This is a genomic window from Rhodococcus sp. BP-349 (assembly GCF_019835845.1).
Classification (GTDB): Bacteria; Actinomycetota; Actinomycetes; order Mycobacteriales; family Mycobacteriaceae; genus Rhodococcoides.
The window spans coordinates 718,500-733,571 of sequence record NZ_JABUDR010000001.1; the positions used below are offsets into that span (position 1 = coordinate 718,500).

At 64.3% G+C, this 15,072-nt stretch carries 12 protein-coding genes and 1 pseudogene; 9 read left to right on the forward strand and 4 right to left on the reverse strand.

The genetic code is table 11. The features are described from left to right. The first annotated feature begins 2 nt into the window (after positions 1 to 2). Positions 3 to 3,032: an NAD-glutamate dehydrogenase domain-containing protein gene (locus HQ325_RS03420; protein WP_222626707.1), complete on the forward strand. Its 3,030-nt coding sequence runs from the start codon at positions 3 to 5 to the stop codon at positions 3,030 to 3,032. A 405-nt stretch (positions 3,033 to 3,437) separates the two neighbouring features. On the opposite strand, the gene HQ325_RS03425 is transcribed toward HQ325_RS03420, so the two are convergent. The 4 genes from HQ325_RS03425 to HQ325_RS03440 form a co-directional block, all read right to left on the reverse strand. Continuing rightward, complete coding sequence (locus HQ325_RS03425; RefSeq protein ID WP_222626708.1) at positions 3,438 to 4,646, reverse strand: cytochrome P450; 1,209 nt, start codon at positions 4,644 to 4,646, stop codon at positions 3,438 to 3,440. Positions 4,647 to 4,672: 26 nt separating this feature from the next. Beyond that, positions 4,673 to 5,644: a PDR/VanB family oxidoreductase gene (locus HQ325_RS03430; RefSeq protein ID WP_222626709.1), complete on the reverse strand. Its 972-nt coding sequence runs from the start codon at positions 5,642 to 5,644 to the stop codon at positions 4,673 to 4,675. Between the two features lie 153 nt (positions 5,645 to 5,797). Continuing rightward, positions 5,798 to 6,577, reverse strand: coding sequence for an alpha/beta hydrolase (locus tag HQ325_RS03435; RefSeq protein WP_308014341.1), 780 nt, complete (start codon positions 6,575 to 6,577; stop codon positions 5,798 to 5,800). Between the two features lie 22 nt (positions 6,578 to 6,599). Then, the gene (locus HQ325_RS03440; protein ID WP_222626711.1) at positions 6,600 to 7,976 is read right to left on the reverse strand and encodes an MFS transporter; all 1,377 of its coding nucleotides are present in this window, start codon (positions 7,974 to 7,976) and stop codon (positions 6,600 to 6,602) included. 245 nt (positions 7,977 to 8,221) lie between these two features. On the opposite strand from HQ325_RS03440, the gene HQ325_RS03445 reads away from it, so the two are divergent. The 8 genes and pseudogenes from HQ325_RS03445 (at position 8,222) to HQ325_RS03475 (ending at position 15,051) form a co-directional block, all read left to right on the forward strand. Continuing rightward, the gene (locus HQ325_RS03445) at positions 8,222 to 8,863 is read left to right on the forward strand and encodes a 4-carboxy-4-hydroxy-2-oxoadipate aldolase/oxaloacetate decarboxylase (protein WP_222626712.1); all 642 of its coding nucleotides are present in this window, start codon (positions 8,222 to 8,224) and stop codon (positions 8,861 to 8,863) included. A gap of 111 nt (positions 8,864 to 8,974) precedes the next feature. After that, positions 8,975 to 9,958, forward strand: a complete 984-nt coding sequence (locus HQ325_RS03450) for a hypothetical protein (RefSeq protein WP_222626713.1) — start codon at positions 8,975 to 8,977, stop codon at positions 9,956 to 9,958. Further along, positions 9,955 to 10,617, forward strand: coding sequence for an RraA family protein (locus HQ325_RS03455; protein ID WP_222626714.1), 663 nt, complete (start codon positions 9,955 to 9,957; stop codon positions 10,615 to 10,617). The genes HQ325_RS03450 and HQ325_RS03455 overlap by 4 nt, the downstream gene beginning before the upstream one ends. Beyond that, on the forward strand, positions 10,614 to 11,276 hold the full coding sequence (locus HQ325_RS03460; protein WP_222626715.1) for an RraA family protein: 663 nt from the start codon (positions 10,614 to 10,616) through the stop codon (positions 11,274 to 11,276). Before HQ325_RS03455 ends, HQ325_RS03460 begins: the two co-directional genes overlap by 4 nt. 5 nt (positions 11,277 to 11,281) lie before the next feature. Continuing rightward, positions 11,282 to 12,382, forward strand: a pseudogene (locus HQ325_RS22935) (FAD-dependent oxidoreductase); the annotation flags it as partial. Between the two features lie 177 nt (positions 12,383 to 12,559). Continuing rightward, a complete protein-coding gene (locus tag HQ325_RS22940; RefSeq protein ID WP_374107206.1) occupies positions 12,560 to 13,054 on the forward strand; it encodes a hypothetical protein in 495 nt (164 codons plus the stop codon). After that, positions 13,051 to 14,658: a fatty acyl-CoA synthetase gene (locus HQ325_RS03470; RefSeq protein ID WP_068148308.1), complete on the forward strand. Its 1,608-nt coding sequence runs from the start codon at positions 13,051 to 13,053 to the stop codon at positions 14,656 to 14,658. The genes HQ325_RS22940 and HQ325_RS03470 overlap by 4 nt, the downstream gene beginning before the upstream one ends. Positions 14,659 to 14,661: 3 nt before the next feature. Then, complete coding sequence (locus tag HQ325_RS03475; RefSeq protein WP_188547900.1) at positions 14,662 to 15,051, forward strand: RidA family protein; 390 nt, start codon at positions 14,662 to 14,664, stop codon at positions 15,049 to 15,051. The last annotated feature ends 21 nt before the right edge of the window (positions 15,052 to 15,072 follow it).

The window sequence follows — 15,072 nt, forward strand, 5'->3', positions numbered from 1 at the left end:
TCGTGACCGTTCTGCACACCGATATCCGCCCCTTGGCGACGCCGACAGTCGCCTTCACGCGTCGGAGCGCCACCACCACAGCAATAGTGACATGGCCACGTGACGACATGGTTCTGGCCGAGGTCTGTGTGATGTTCGAACGACTCGGACTCAGGGTGACCCGGCATCGTTCGATCACAGTCCACGAGTCGACCACCGGGATCGGTGTCACGGACGAGTTCGAATTCGTCGATCACAACTATTCGGACACCACCCTGACTCTGATCGGCGAGGCGTTCGCTGCGGGCGTTGCCGGGTCGTGGAGCATCGACCAGTACGCGACGCTGGTGTCGAGCGCCCGGATCTCCTGGCGGCAGGCGACATTGCTCCGGGCGATGTGTCGCTATCTCCGACAGACCCCGGTGGGCCTGTCGGAGGCCTATCTCGTCGACGCGCTCGCATCCGATCCCGGGTTCACTCGAGCCGTGCTGCGCGCGTTCGAGAGTCGGTTCGATCCGGCTGCCCGCTGCCGGGACGGTGCCCAGCAGCAACTCGACCACATCATCGAGGGAGCGCAGTCCTACGACCAGGATCGGATGCGTCGCGCGTTCTCGTGCTTCCTGGCCGCAGTTCAACGAACCAACTGGTTCCAGCACAGTGTCGACGGCTCGCCCAAGTCCTGGATCAGCTTCAAGATCGACTCGAGCCGGCTCCTGAGCCCGGGTGAGATCGTCCCGTTCCGTGAGATCTTCGTGTGCACGGCAGAAGTGGAAGGTATTCATGCGCGCAGCGGGTCGGTCGCCCGCGGTGGCCTGCGGTGGTCGAACAGACCGGAGGACTTTCGCACAGAGGTGATCGGCCTGATGAAGACGCAGGCCGTCAAGAACGCACCCATCGTGCCGATGGGAGCCAAGGGCGCCTTCGTGACCCAGCGCAGCACCACCGGCATCGACGGATACACCGTGTTCATCCGCGGACTTCTCGACGTCACCGACAACATCGTCGGCGGCGCGGTGGTTCACCCGCCGCACACGGTGTGTCTCGACGGTGACGATGCCTATCTCGTGGTGGCCGCCGACAAGGGCACCGCGTCCTTCTCCGACAGAGCAAATGCCGTCGCGGAAGAGTACGACTTCTGGCTCGGAGACGCGTTCGCCTCCGGAGGCTCAACCGGTTACGACCACAAGGTCATGGGGATCACCGCCCGGGGCGCATGGCTCGCGGTGCGACGCCACTTCGACGAAGCGGGACACGACATCAGCGTCCGACCGTTCACTGCTGTCGGCATCGGCGATATGTCCGGTGACGTCTTCGGCAACGGCATGCTGCTCGCCGACACCACACGGTTGGTGGCCGCCTTCGATCACCGCCACATCTTCCTCGACCCCGATCCGGACCCGGCGCGATCGCGGGCCGCGCGCAGTGCGCTCTTCGTCCGCCCCGAGTCGTCCTGGGCCGACTACCCCGCCTCCGCACTCTCGTCCGGAGGCGGGGTGTGGCCGCGGGACGCCGTGTCCATCACACTGTCCCCGCAGGCGCGGCGGGCGCTGGACACACCCGAGATCACGGTGTCGCCGGACGAGCTCATCCGCGCGATACTGCGGGCGTCGGTAGATCTGCTCTGGAACGGTGGCATCGGAACGTACGTGCGTGCAAGCACCGAAACCGATTCCGATGCGCGGGATCCCACCAACGATCGGGTCCGCATCACCGCACGCGACCTGCGCTGCGCGATAGTGGGCGAAGGTGGGAACCTCGGACTGACGCAGAACGCCCGGATCGAATTCGCACTCGGCGGTGGCAGGATCAACGCGGACTTCATCGACAATGCGGCCGGCGTCGCCACATCGGACCGCGAAGTCAACATCAAGATCGCCCTCGACTCTGCAGTCCGAGCCGGACGCCTGACCTTGCAAGCCCGAAACGACGTCCTTGCCGGTGTCACCGACGACGTGGCCACCGGTGTCCTGAATGACAGCGACGACCAGATGCAGGCCATCAGCATCGCTGCTGCCGCCCTGGAACACTTCGATCGGCAGTCCCGATTGATCGACGATCTGCGGTCTGCCGGTGGCATCGATCCTGCCCTGGAAGGACTTCCCACGGGCGCCGAACTCGCCGCTCGGCACGGTCGTGGTCTGACACGACCCGAAATCGCGACCCTGCTCGCTCAATCCAAGAATCTGGTAGCCCGCGAACTCCTCGAATCAGCGGTTCCAGAGGACGCTTCCCAACGGGGGCGTTTGCATGACTACTTTCCAAGCTCAATCAGACGCATCGCGCTCGCCGACATCACCGACCATCGTCTGCGTCGAGAAATCGTGGCGACGACACTTGCCGACGAACTCGTCAACAGGGTCGGACCCGGGACGATCTACTGGCTGCAGGAGCGGTTCGGGGTCACGACCCCCGATGTGGCCCGCGCCTACATCGCCGTTACCGAAATCTTTTCAAGCCGCCTCCCTGCTGACCTGCCGAATTCGACGGCGTCGTGCAGAACGACAGAATTGCGCACGGACGGCATGCCGGCCGAACCAGCTATGGCATGGCTGCTCCGTCACCGTGGTGGTCCGATAGCCCCACACGCGGAAGTCGAGCGATACGCCCACGGTGTGGCGATTCTGGCCGCAGCAGGGGTTCTCGGCGAGATCGGCGTCTCCGTTGCGCTGGCGGTGATCGATGCGGCTTATGACGCCGGCCTGCCGGTTGTCGAGGTCGCCGCTGTTCACGGCGGAGTCGACGACATGCTCGGGCTGTGTGAGCTCTCGGCGGCCCTCGAAGCCGACGTGGACGCGCCCCACGTCGAACTCCTCGCCCGCGCCGCACTGTACGACGAGCTGCACGACCTCCGGGCGGCACTTGTGACCCGCATCATGCTCGACTCGCACACGGAGATGAACCAAAATGCATTGTTGCACTGGGCAATACGTGACGACCAGGTGGAGCGAGCGCGCAGGGTTCTGACGACCATCTCCGCGGACGGGGGCGTCGACCTACCGCGGGCAACGGCCATGCTCGGAGTGCTGCGTACTCTCGTCGTCTGCCTACACTGATTCGACGTCATGCCCGGCTCGGTCGACCGACCACCGTCGATCATGTCGCGTCCACTGTTTCCGCGGGGGCCAGGACGATGTCGAAGCGCACACGCGAGCAGGTGGTGTCCGCGAGGTCTCGCCGTCGGGAGTCGTTGTGCCGACGGGTTGTTCGACGAAGTCCTTGACCAGGGAGTCCTTCAGACCGAAGACGGTGTCGTGGCCGAGAAGGTCATCGCCGCGGCCGAAGATGTGCGTGTCCTGCGTTCGGGGCTCGGGAGATGACGAGCCAGAGGATGAGCGCCACCTCCGACAGGATCGTCGCCGCAAGAACGGCGCCATCCGCCCATGGTGTCGGCGAACGACCAGATGGTGCTGGTGGACAATGCGAATGCGCCGGTGGCGAAGGCGCCGATGAGCTGGTCCCTATCTCAGTGACACGCGCAGCGGCAGGGATTTCCAGGATCGCATCGTGTTGTTGAGATGTCGCTCGGTTTCGCCCGCAAGGCTGATCGTGGAGATCCTCGCGGCCAAGGCTGTCAGAAGGACTTCGGCTTCCAGTCGGGCGACATGTTGCCCGACGCATCGATGGATTCCCATCCCGAAACCGACATGTCCTGAAGGATCTCGGGTCAGATCGTAGCTGTCGGGCGAATCCCACCGACGGGGATCGTGGTTCGCTGCACCCAGAGACAGTAAGACTTTGGCTCCGTCCGGCACATCTGTGCCGTCGATCGACATGTCGCGCGTCGCCGTTCGATGGAAGGTTTGAACAGGAGAATCCCATCTGATTGCTTCATCGAACGCCGTGCGTGCTCGAGTGGGGTCGTCGCGCAGACGCATCCATTGCTCAGGATGTGATGCGAGGGCGTACAGAACTGCCGCCAGACCACTCGCCGTGGTGTCGAACCCAGCTGACAGCAGGGACCGTACAAGGATCGGCGCCTGCTGTTCGGTGATGTCCCCGCGGTCCGCAGCGTACCACACCTGCGCGCCGAAACCGTTGTCTGTGAGGTTCTCGCGTCGGCAGTGAGCCATCGTCCACTCCACGGACCCAGCCTCGTGGACCTTCTGTGCACTGGCTTTCATCAGCGCGCTGTCGAGAGGTCCAACGGAGTTGAACACGAAGTCGCCCAGCGGCAGGAGATGTTCACGACCTGTATCTGGTATGCCGATCTCGTCGGCAAAAATTTTCAGTGGCAGCGCGTTCGAAAGAGCATCGATTCCGTCGAATTCCGTGGAGTCCGAGAGTAGTTCGTCCACCAAGCTCTCGGCGGCGATCGACCAGCTTGCTCGAAGTTGCTGGACGGCTGGTGCTCCGAGAATCTTCGACAGCACCAGGCGAGGCGCATCGTGGCGAGGCGGGTCGGCCTCGAGAAGGGGGCTCGGCGGTCGGATGGGCTTCTCGAAACGGAAGTTCGCAATGCCGACGCCGGCTGACGATTGGTACGACTGCCAGTCCGTGAGTGCTGCACTCACGTGGTCGAATCGACCCATCGCATAGACACCGTAGCGCTCGAGATAGACGACCGGGCCGGTCTCTCGCAGATGGCGATGGAATGTGGACGGATCGGCCAGGATCTCGAGGTCGTACGGGTCTGCGTCGCTCACCGGCGCTCGGGAGGATGTAGACATACGGTCACGCCCTTTCTGCTGTTGTCTCAGAGGTCCAGCACGAGCTTGTCGGAACAGGAACTGGAGACGCACACGAACATCGAAGTCTGCGAACGGTGTTCGTCGTCATCGAGAATCGAGTCTCGGTGGTCGGGACGTCCCGCGAGGACAGTCACCTGGCACGTACCACAGGTTCCTTCGCGACACGAGGAGAGAACGTTCACCCCGCACGCGCGGACGGCGTCGAGGATGCTGCTACCGGGCCGGACCGTCACGGTTCGGCCTGAACGGGCGAGTTCGACATCGAAGGGCGCATTGCGGACCGGGGCGCTGCGTTCTCTCGGGACGAAGCGCTCGGTGCGGAGCGTACCGAGCGGCCTGCCGGTGCAGAGTGCTTCCACTGCATCGAGGAGTCGGCCCGGCCCACATGCGTACAACTTCGTGTCGAAACCGGGTATCTCCGATATCCACTCGGCCAGAGGAAGCAGGCCACCGCGATCCTCCGGGACGATCGTGACATCGCCACCCATATGAGAGATGTCGTCCAGGTACGCCATCGCTCGGCGAGTGCGCCCACCGTAGAGCAGTCGCCACTCCGCGCCGAGTACCTGCGCTTGCCGGATCATCGGCAGAAGTGGCGTGATGCCGATGCCTCCGGCGATGAACGCATACTTCTGTGAGGGCACCATCGGAAAGTTGTTCCTCGGTCCTCCGATGCCGATATGGTCTCCCACTTTCACGTGGTCGTGGATCAGAGCGGATCCGCCGCGTCCCTCGCTCTCTCGCAGAACTGCCACGCGATAGCTGTAAGGGTCCCACCGATCTCCGCACAACGAATACTGACGGGTCATTCCGTTCGGCAATATCAGGTCGATATGCGAGCCAGGCGTCCAGTCCGGCAGTCGTTGTCCGGAAGCGTGGCGGAGCGTCAGGGCGACGACCTTCCCTGCGACCGTAATCTTTTCGCTCACGACATAGGGCGACTGCGCGGTCACGTTGCTCTGGAGTTTCAGGTCCATGTCGGATCCCCCTGGTGTTCGAAGACATGTGAAGCGATCAAGTCGAAAGACCTGGATCGTGCGATGAGAGACTCGGGAACAGGCGTCGCCTTTCGTGTGACGTCCGGCCGGCAGCGACGCCGTGCTGCCCGTTTCGGTGGACCGGCACTGCCGTCAGGGCGCGAGGACAGACTGTGTCAGGAATACAGCGATGTCCTGTCGGATCTGTGCGGCCACCGCAGCGGGGCGCGAGAGGAACGGGTTGTGTCCGGCGTCGAATCTGGTCGTCTTGGTGGTGTGCTCACTCATCGACTGTTGAATCGAGGGGGGCAGCGCACGGTCCTGTTCGCAGAGAATGTAACTCGTGGGGACTGACTTCCAGATGGCATCCCGTAGGGGGTGTGCGGCCGAATCGAGACTCTGGTGGGTCAGTCGCCCACTGTGTTCTGCAGCCCGCTCCGGGGGGAGGTCGTGGTAGAAGACCTCCTCCGGGTGGAGTGCATCCATGTACCCCTCGCTGGGGTGGACATCCCACCAATCCGGAAGCCCGTGCTCCCCGGCGAGGTCTGCCACGGACTGGCCTACGTCCAGCACCCATGCAGCGATGTAGACCACCCCGATGACGTTGTCCAAGCCGCACAACGCTTGGGTTGTCGGAAGTCCTCCGTACGAGTGGGCGACCACGACCACCGGTTCGGTGATCGGTCGGACCATCGAGCGAATGGCGTCGACGTCGTCGTCGAACGACCCGAGTTTCGCAGGGTCGTGTCCGGAGGAGGGGAGTTCGACAGCGTCGACAGTGTGGTCGGTCATCTCGGCTCGGAGGTCGTCCCACACCCACGCGCCGTGCCACGCGCCGTGAACGAGAACTACGGTCGGATTCTTCTGATCGTGCGTCATGACAGTCCGTTTCCTAGGGGTGAGGGGATGGTTGCGGTGCAAGGCTTGCGACATCACGTCGCGACAGCTGCGATGGTCAACCGCGTGAGTGATCGACGGCCGTCGTGACTGTTCTGTTCGAAGTCGCGGCCGGGCGCACCGCCCGGACAGCGTCGAGGTCACGGCCGGAGCGCTCGGGCAACGACAGGGCGGCCCATGCACTCGCTACCGAGATCACCACCAGGAACAACGCTATCGGCCAGGTGTTCGTGCCGCCGCCCGCGGCTGCGAGCAGCGTTGTGGCGATGAGGGGGGAGAATCCGGAACCGATGGTCTGCGCAAGTTGGTAGCTGGTGGATACTGCGGTGTACCGAACCTCGGTCGGGAACAATTCGGTGAGCATCACCGGTGCGACCCCGTTGACCGACGTCATCACGAATCCGAGATAGAGCGACACGGTGATGACCATCGTCGCGGTGCTACCCGTGTTGACGAGGTGGAAGATGGGAAAGGCCAGGACTGCGGTTGCAGTGATCCCGGCGATGATGACCGGGCGACGTCCTATCTTGTCGGAGAGCGCGGCATAGACCGGCGTCATGACGATGCTCGACAGGGTGCCCAGGAGTACTGCGGTCAGAGCAGCGGAGCGTGAGTGCCCGATCGTCGGCGTGTACGAGAGAAAGAAGATCGCGAAAACGCCCATCCCGCAATAGGGTCCGATCTGAAACAGGATCGACTTCAGCAGCGTGGCCGGCTCGGAACGGGTCAAGGCCAGGATCGGGGTTCCCTGTGCGGGAGCCTTCGTGGCCGAGCGGTTGTCCTCGAAGACCGGGCTCTCGGAGATGCGAGCCCTGAAGTACATGCCCAGAGCGAGCAGGCCGAAGCTGCACAGGAAGGGTACCCGCCAGCCCCAGCTGAGCATCTGATCCTCGGGCAGCGAGGCAACCCACAGCATGGCTCCGGTGGCGAGGACCGATCCGGTAGGGGCTCCCATTGCGGCAGAACTGCTTGCAAGGCCTCGCTTTTCAGTACTCGCATGCTCGGACACCATCAGGACCGCGCCGCCGTACTCGCCGCCGACCGCGAAGCCCTGCACCAGGCGCAACATGACGAGCAGCAGCGGTGCCGCCGCGCCTATGCGGTCGTAGGTCGGTAGCAGGCCGATCGCACCACTGGTGATTCCCATGGTGACCATGGTCACCACCATCACGTTCTTTCGGCCGAAGCGGTCTCCGAAGTGCCCGAAGACAATGGCGCCGACGAACCGGGCCGCGTAGCCGGCGGCCAATGTCGCCAGAGCGACGAGAGTGCCGACGACCGGGCTCAGGTTCGAGAAGAAGACTCGATTGAAGACGAGGGCAGCGGCGGTGCCGTAGAGGAGAAAGTCGTAGTACTCGATCGTCGTCCCGAGGTAGCTGGACAGTGCGACGCGGCGGACGTACGAGGGTGATCGATCTGGTCCGAGGGTGCTCATGGGCAGTCCTTCCGAAGATCTGGGTCGGCGTTGCAGCCGCTACTCGACGCGTGATGTGACTCACACTTGTGGGCTGCGAGCAACGTACATCACATGCAAGATTGAATGCAATAGCGCGTAAGTGTGCACCCGTCAGCCGAATAGCCGCAGCTCACGGCTATTGCATTCAATATTGAATGCAGCGTATGGTGCACATCACACGGTCGATCGTCGGTGATCGGCGCCCATGAAAGTGAGACACATCGATGGTTGCGACAGCTGCCGAACGCGCACCAGCCACCGGCGCGATCCCGACCGAACGCTTCTCCGCTGCCACGGCGCACGAGGCGGCCGGCCGGATCGGCGCGCTTCCGGCCAGGATTCGGCCCGCCTATGACGGTGCGGAGATCTACGGTCCCGCCTACCCGGTGCTGTGTCCGGTGGGGGACAACCTGTGGCTGCACCGCGCTGTCGCCGAAGCGTCCCCGGGAGACGTGCTGGTGGTTCAGACGACCGCCGGCGCGGAGTACGGCTACTGGGGTGAGATCCTCAGCGAAGCCGCGCGCGCCCGCGGCTTGGGCGGACTGGTTCTCGATGGAGGTGTCCGAGACGTGGGCGCTCTAGCGCACGTCGGCTTTCCCGTCTTCTCCTCGTCGATCTGCATCAACGGCACCATCAAGGATCCTGATGCACCGGGCAGGCTGGGTGGCCCGATTCGACTGGGCGCCCACCGAATTGCGCGCGGCGACGTCATCGTCGGTGATGTCGACGGTGTCGTGGTCATCCCCCGAGATCGGTGGCCCGAGGTGCAGAAAGCCTCGCGGGAGCGTGAGGAGAAGGAGGCCGCGATCATCGCCCAGATTCGGTCCGGCGCCTCGACCCTCGACCTGTACTCCTTGCCCCGCTGACATCTCCTCCCCGCCGGTGGTCGGGTGCACCGACGCCGTGTCTCACTCACGAAAGAGGTTTTCCATGTACATGTTTCACGCTGGATCAGTCAGGAGCGAGGTCGATGCACGATGAGTCGAATCGTGGCCGTCGTCGGCACTTCTCACAGCCCGATGCTCGGCATGGAGCCAGAGCGCATGTGGAATCTGCGTGCCGAGAACGACGCGGCAGGCGAGTACGACCTGTACGACCGACGGGGAGCTGTTCGCACCTTCGAGGAACTCGTCACCGCGGCTGACGGCCGATACGACGACGAACTGTCCCTCGAGACCTGGAACGCGAAGTACGACGCAGCATCGGCCTGTGTGGACCGCCTTCGCAAGGACCTGATCGCGCTCGAGCCCGACCTGCTCATCGTTATCGGCGATGATCAGGAGGAACTGTTCACGGCCCGCAACCAGCCTGCGATCGCGGTGTATCACGGCGAGAAGATCGAGACGCACAAGCCGATCGAGATGGGAAACGCTCTGCTGAGCCAGGTGCAGCGCAACCTCGGCATGGACGGCGAGATATACCCCGCACATCCGACGGCCGCGCTCCACGTCATCGAGGAGTTGATCTCCCGCGATTTCGACATTGCGTCGAGCTCGGAAACCGAGACCGAAGGTGGCTTCGGCCACGCTTTCGCGTGGGTGGTGGGCAAGATGCTGAAGAACGTCACCATTCCGATGGTGCCGGTACTGATCAACACATACTTCCCGCCCAATCAGCCGACCCCCGGCCGGTGCTACGACCTCGGCCGTGCTCTGGCCGGTGCGGTCGACTCTCTGCCCGGTGACCTTCGAGTCGCCGTCGTCGCCTCGGGCGGGTTGAGCCACTTCGTGGTCGACGACGAGCTCGACCGTCGCATCCTCGACGCCATGATCGACCACGACGAAGCTACTCTGCGCGCTCTGCCTGTCGAGCAGCTGAACTCCGGTACGTCCGAGGTTCGCAACTGGATCGCCGCTGCCGGCGCAGCACAAGACCTCGACCACCGCTGGAGCGAATACATCCCGGCCTGGCGTAGTCCCGCCGGCACCGGTATCGGTCTCGCGTTCGGGCTCTGGACATGAGCGAGTGCGGACGGCTTGCCGCGCTCGACACCTGTGCGGTCTCGGACGCGCTCGACGCGTTACGACTACCGGGTGCGGCACTGGGTCTGCATGCGGTTTCCGGTGAGCGTCGGATCGCGGGACGCGCCGTGACTGTCGATCTCGTCGAAGCAGAGGGTGCCGGCGCCGCGCCGAGGCATCTGTGCACCGCCGCAGTAGATGCCTCCGGACCGGACACGATCATCGTGGTCGCGCATCACGGACGCTCACACGTCGCGGGTTGGGGCGGCGTGCTGTCCGCCGGAGCCGTCGCTCGCGGTAGCGAAGGCGTGATCGTCGACGGTGCGGTACGGGACCTCGATGAGGCCCGCCAGTTCGGACTGACCGTGTACGCGGCGACGTCGGTACCCGTCACCGCACGCACACGCGTCGTCGAACGAGCGTGGGATGTGCCGGTCGAGATCGCCGGCGTCCGAGTCGAACCGGGCGATTACGTACTTGCCGACGGCAGCGGAGTGGTCTTCGTTCCGCGCGATCGTATCGACGAGGTACTCGCCATTGCCGAGAGGATCGCCGCCAAGGAGGCCCTCATGCTCGCCCGTGTCCGAGAGGGCGAATCGATGGCGACTGTCATGAGCGCCGACTACGAAACCATGCTCGATCGAGAGGCAAGCCGATGACCGACCATGCGCAGATCACCGAAGACCTGTCCGCGCTCGACACGAGCCACCTCAGCGACGCACTGGACAAACTCGGCCTCGCCGGACAGTGCGCAGGGCTGCTTCCCCTCGATCGCACGGTTCGTCTCGTCGGTCGGGCCTTCACCGTTCGCTATGTCCCGGTGGGGGACGACGGCGGAACAGTCGGTGACTACATCGACGACCTCGACCCGGGCACCGTTGTCGTCCTGGACAACGCGGGGCGTCTCGACACGACAGTGTGGGGTGATCTCCTCACCGCGACCGCATCTCATCGCGGTGTGTCCGGGACCGTCATCGACGGAGTGTGCCGTGACTCCGATTGCGCAGTGGACCTGAACTACCCGGTGTTCAGCCGTTCGCGGTGGATGCGAACCGGCAAGGACCGCGTACGGGTGGACGGCTACAACGTGCCGGTGTCCGTCGGCGGGGTACGGGTCGAACAAGGGGACTGGCTCGTCGGCGACGCCGACGGGGTCGTCTCCATCCCGCTCGGCCGGGTCGGCGAGGTCATCGACCTCGCGTCCGGAATTCGCGACACCGAAGACGTCATTCGACGCGCCGTCCGATCAGGACAGTCGCTGACCGACGCGCGCCGCGCGCACGGTTACCACACTCTGCAGACCCGACGGAAAGGCTGACCGGCATGGCTCTCGCCGACATCGCCGATGTCGTGATCGTGGGCGGTGGCCCTGCGGGGTTGACGGCCGCGATCCAACTCGCGCAACTGGGAATCGACGTCACCGTCTACGAGCGACGTGCCACCACGTCGCACCTCCCGCGAGCACACCTGCTCAACCAGCGCACGATGGAGATCTTCGACGCGATGGGGGTCGCGGACGACGTGTACGCCCTGTCACCGCCCGAGGACCGATGGCACCGTGTCGGCTGGTACACCTCGCTCGCCGGCGACCGACCGGGACAAGGCAGGGAAATCGGCCACATCGACGCCTGGGGAGGGGGTGCGGACCGCGAGCGGTATGCATCAGCCAGCCCCAATCGATACGCCAACGTTCCGCAGATGCGCCTCGACCCGCTGCTCCGGACACACGCAGACCTGCACTGCGCGGGCAAGATCCACTACGGACACGAGGTGCGTGACCTCCGGCAATGCGATGGCCATGTCGAGCTCGACATAGTCGAGATGGCTTCGGAATCCACGCACACGGTGCGAGCTCGTTACGTCATCGCCGCCGACGGTGGGCGAGTGTGCTCGACACTGCTCGGCGTGTCTATGGAAGGGCCGACACAGCTTCTGGACATGGTCAGCATGCACGTCACCGCAGACCTGTCCTCCTGGGCCGTCGACGACCAGGTACTGCTCTACTACTTCGTCGATCCCAGTGGTTCGGGTTCCTTTCGAGGAAGCATCTGCGCGATGGGGCCCGACACGTGGGGGACAGAATCTCGCGAATGGGCATTCCACCAGGCGTTCTCCTGGGGAGACCCCGCAGCCAAGGACACCGACACCCTCGTCGCTCGTGTCCGGGACATGCTGGGTATCCCGGATCTGCGCTTCGATGTCCACGCGATCAGCCATTGGGAGTTCGAAGGAGTGACTGCCGCGCAGTACCGTGTCGGCGACGTGTTCCTGGTGGGCAACGCGGCTCACCGCCATCCGCCGACCGGTGGGCTCGGACTAAATACCGCGGTGCAAGACGTCGACAATCTCGTCTGGAAGTTGTATCAGGTACTGCGCGGGCACGCCGGCGACGAACTGTTGGACACCTACGACGCAGAGCGCCGCCCGGTCGGCCTGTTCAACGTCCGTCATTCGCTGGAGAACGTCGGCGGTCATCGACGCGTCGCAGCAGCCCTGGGATTGAGTGCGGGCATCTCGACCGACGAGGGCTGGACCGCCATCGACGCGTGGCTCGCACCGGGTGTCGACGGGGAGCGGCGCCGCGCCGATGTCGCCGATGCGGTGGCCTCCAACGCAGACGATTACGGCCAGCTCAACGTCGAACTGGGCTTTCACTATTCGGAGGGCGCTGTCGTCCCCGACGGCAGCGCCCCACCGGTCCCGAGCAACCCGTTACGGGACTACATTCCGACCAGCCGGCCAGGCCACCATCTGCCGCACGCACCGATCGACCAGAGCGCGTCGGCCGGATCGACTCTCGATCTGATAGATCGCCGGCGGTTCACCCTGCTCGTCGATCCTCGGACCGCACAGATCTGGACCGATGCCGTGGCCGCACGACACTTGCCCGTCGAGGTCGTCGCCATCGGCGGAGACGGCTCGGACGAGCGGCCGGGAAGTTGGACACGACTACGCGAAGTGGATTCCGGCGGTGCAATTCTCGTTCGTCCCGACCGCCATGTTGCATGGCGGGCGATGACACTGCCGTCTGAACCGGGATCCGACCTCGCTGCTGCGCTGCACACACTCACACGCACGGAAGGAGCGCTGGCATGAACGACTCGGTCCCTGTCATCGATGACGTGATCTCCGCCCGTCGACATTCGGTGGCAGACGTCCTGCACCGCACCGCGAGGCGAGTCCCGACCAAGACGGCACTCGTCGGCGGCGATCGCGTCATCGACTACCGCGAACTCGACACCTCGGTCGATGTCGTCGCCGGGGCACTCCATGCCCGTGGTGTCCGCCGCGGCGATCGAGTTGCGATTCTCTCGCGCAACAATTGGCAGTTCGTCGTGCTCACCTACGCCACAGCGCGGCTGGGTGTCATCCTCGTCCCGATCAATTTCATGCTCACCGCAGACGAGATCGCGTTCATCCTCGGCAACAGCGAGATCGCAGTCATGGTCACCGAACCGGCGTTCGTACCGGCTGCCGAGCGAGCACTCGCCGTCTACGATCGGCCTCTGGCGGCGAGGGCAGTCATCGGAGCCACCGACGACCACACCGGCTGGGAGCCATTCGAGTCCTGGCTCGGGGTAGGCGACGCCGCTCCCGATGTGGTTGTCGGAGATGATGATCCGGTACGGATCATGTACACATCGGGTACCGAGTCGCGTCCCAAGGGCGCACTGCTGTCCAACCGCGCGCTGATTGCGCAATACACCAGCTGCATCATCGACGGCGGAATGGCGAGCGAGGACGTCGATCTGCACACCCTACCGCTGTATCACTGCGCGCAGCTCGATTGCTTCCTCGGCCCCGACATCTACCTCGGAGCCACCAGCATCATCCTTCCCGCGCCCGACCCCGACAAGATCCTGGCGGCGATCGAGACCCATGGCGTCACCAAGTTCTTCGCACCACCGACGGTGTGGATCTCGCTGCTGCGATCTCCGAACTTCGATCGAACGGACCTGTCGTCTCTTCGCAAGGGGTACTACGGCGCATCCGCGATGCCCGCCGAAGTGCTGCGCGAGATTCTCGAGCGCTTACCGGACGTGCGGCTGTGGAACTTCTACGGACAGACCGAATTGGCCCCGGTCGCCACGATCCTCGGTCCCGATGAACAGGTGAGTCATCCGGGTTCCGCCGGCCGCCCGGTGCTCAACGTCGAGACCGTCGTCGTGGACGAGAACAACACCGTTCTTCCGGTCGGAGAGATCGGGGAGGTCGCTCACCGCAGTCCACAAGCCACCCTCGGCTACTGGCGTGATCCGGTACGTACCTCGGAAGCGTTCCGCGGCGGCTGGTTTCACTCGGGTGATCTGGGCTGCTTCGACACCGACGGCAGGCTGACCATCGTCGACCGCAAGAAGGACATGATCAAGTCCGGCGGGGAGAACGTCGCCAGTCGCGAGGTCGAGGAAGAGATCTACCGTCATCCGGATGTCGCCGAGGTCGCCGTCTTCGCGATTCCCCATCCGAAATGGGTGGAGGCCGTCTGTGCGGTTGTCGTGGCCAAACCGGGAACCGACCTCGACGAGGTGGCAGTGCGGTCACACTGCTCGAATCGATTGGCGGGATACAAGATCCCCAAACACGTCGTGATCGTCGACACCTTGCCGAAGAACCCGAGCGGAAAAATTCTCAAGCGAGACCTACGCACCGCCTTCGCCGACCTCGCAACTACAGCCGACCTCGCAACCACGGAGAGATGACCGATGACACGTCGATCGATCGAGATCCCGGGCCTCCACCACGGCAGAGCCCCCATCCCGCAGGCCTCGCTGGTGGGTCCGTTACTGACCTCGAGCGGAATCAACGGACTCGACCCCGACAGCGGAGCCGTACCCGAGACCGTGGACGCGCAGGTAGCGCTGATCTTCTCCAATATCGGCCGCATCCTCGACAAAGCGGGCGGCACCACGGACGACATCGCCAAACTGACGTTCTTCGTGCGAGACCGGGCGGCACGGGCGGTCATCGATCCGCACTGGGTGGCGATGTTCCCCGACGAGGTCAGCCGCCCGGCACGGCACACCCTCGAGTACCCGCTTGCCGACCCGCTGCTCATCCAGTGCGAACTCATCGCGTACGTCGGCGACGCCTGACACCCCGCGTGACCCACACGA

Bases quoted from the DNA above. Each gene is read 5' to 3' on its own strand.
- HQ325_RS03455 (WP_222626714.1), top strand. From the start codon at position 9,955: ATGAGCGAGTGCGGACGGCTTGCCGCGCTCGACACCTGTGCGGTCTCG.
- HQ325_RS03475 (WP_188547900.1), top strand. From the start codon at position 14,662: ATGACACGTCGATCGATCGAGATCCCGGGCCTCCACCACGGCAGAGCC.
- HQ325_RS03425 (WP_222626708.1), bottom strand. From the start codon at position 4,646: ATGTCTACATCCTCCCGAGCGCCGGTGAGCGACGCAGACCCGTACGAC.
- HQ325_RS03440 (WP_222626711.1), bottom strand. From the start codon at position 7,976: ATGAGCACCCTCGGACCAGATCGATCACCCTCGTACGTCCGCCGCGTC.
- HQ325_RS03460 (WP_222626715.1), top strand. From the start codon at position 10,614: ATGACCGACCATGCGCAGATCACCGAAGACCTGTCCGCGCTCGACACG.
- HQ325_RS03435 (WP_308014341.1), bottom strand. From the start codon at position 6,577: ATGTCGCAAGCCTTGCACCGCAACCATCCCCTCACCCCTAGGAAACGG.
- HQ325_RS03470 (WP_068148308.1), top strand. From the start codon at position 13,051: ATGAACGACTCGGTCCCTGTCATCGATGACGTGATCTCCGCCCGTCGA.
- HQ325_RS03430 (WP_222626709.1), bottom strand. From the start codon at position 5,644: ATGGACCTGAAACTCCAGAGCAACGTGACCGCGCAGTCGCCCTATGTC.
- HQ325_RS03450 (WP_222626713.1), top strand. From the start codon at position 8,975: ATGAGTCGAATCGTGGCCGTCGTCGGCACTTCTCACAGCCCGATGCTC.
- HQ325_RS03445 (WP_222626712.1), top strand. From the start codon at position 8,222: ATGGTTGCGACAGCTGCCGAACGCGCACCAGCCACCGGCGCGATCCCG.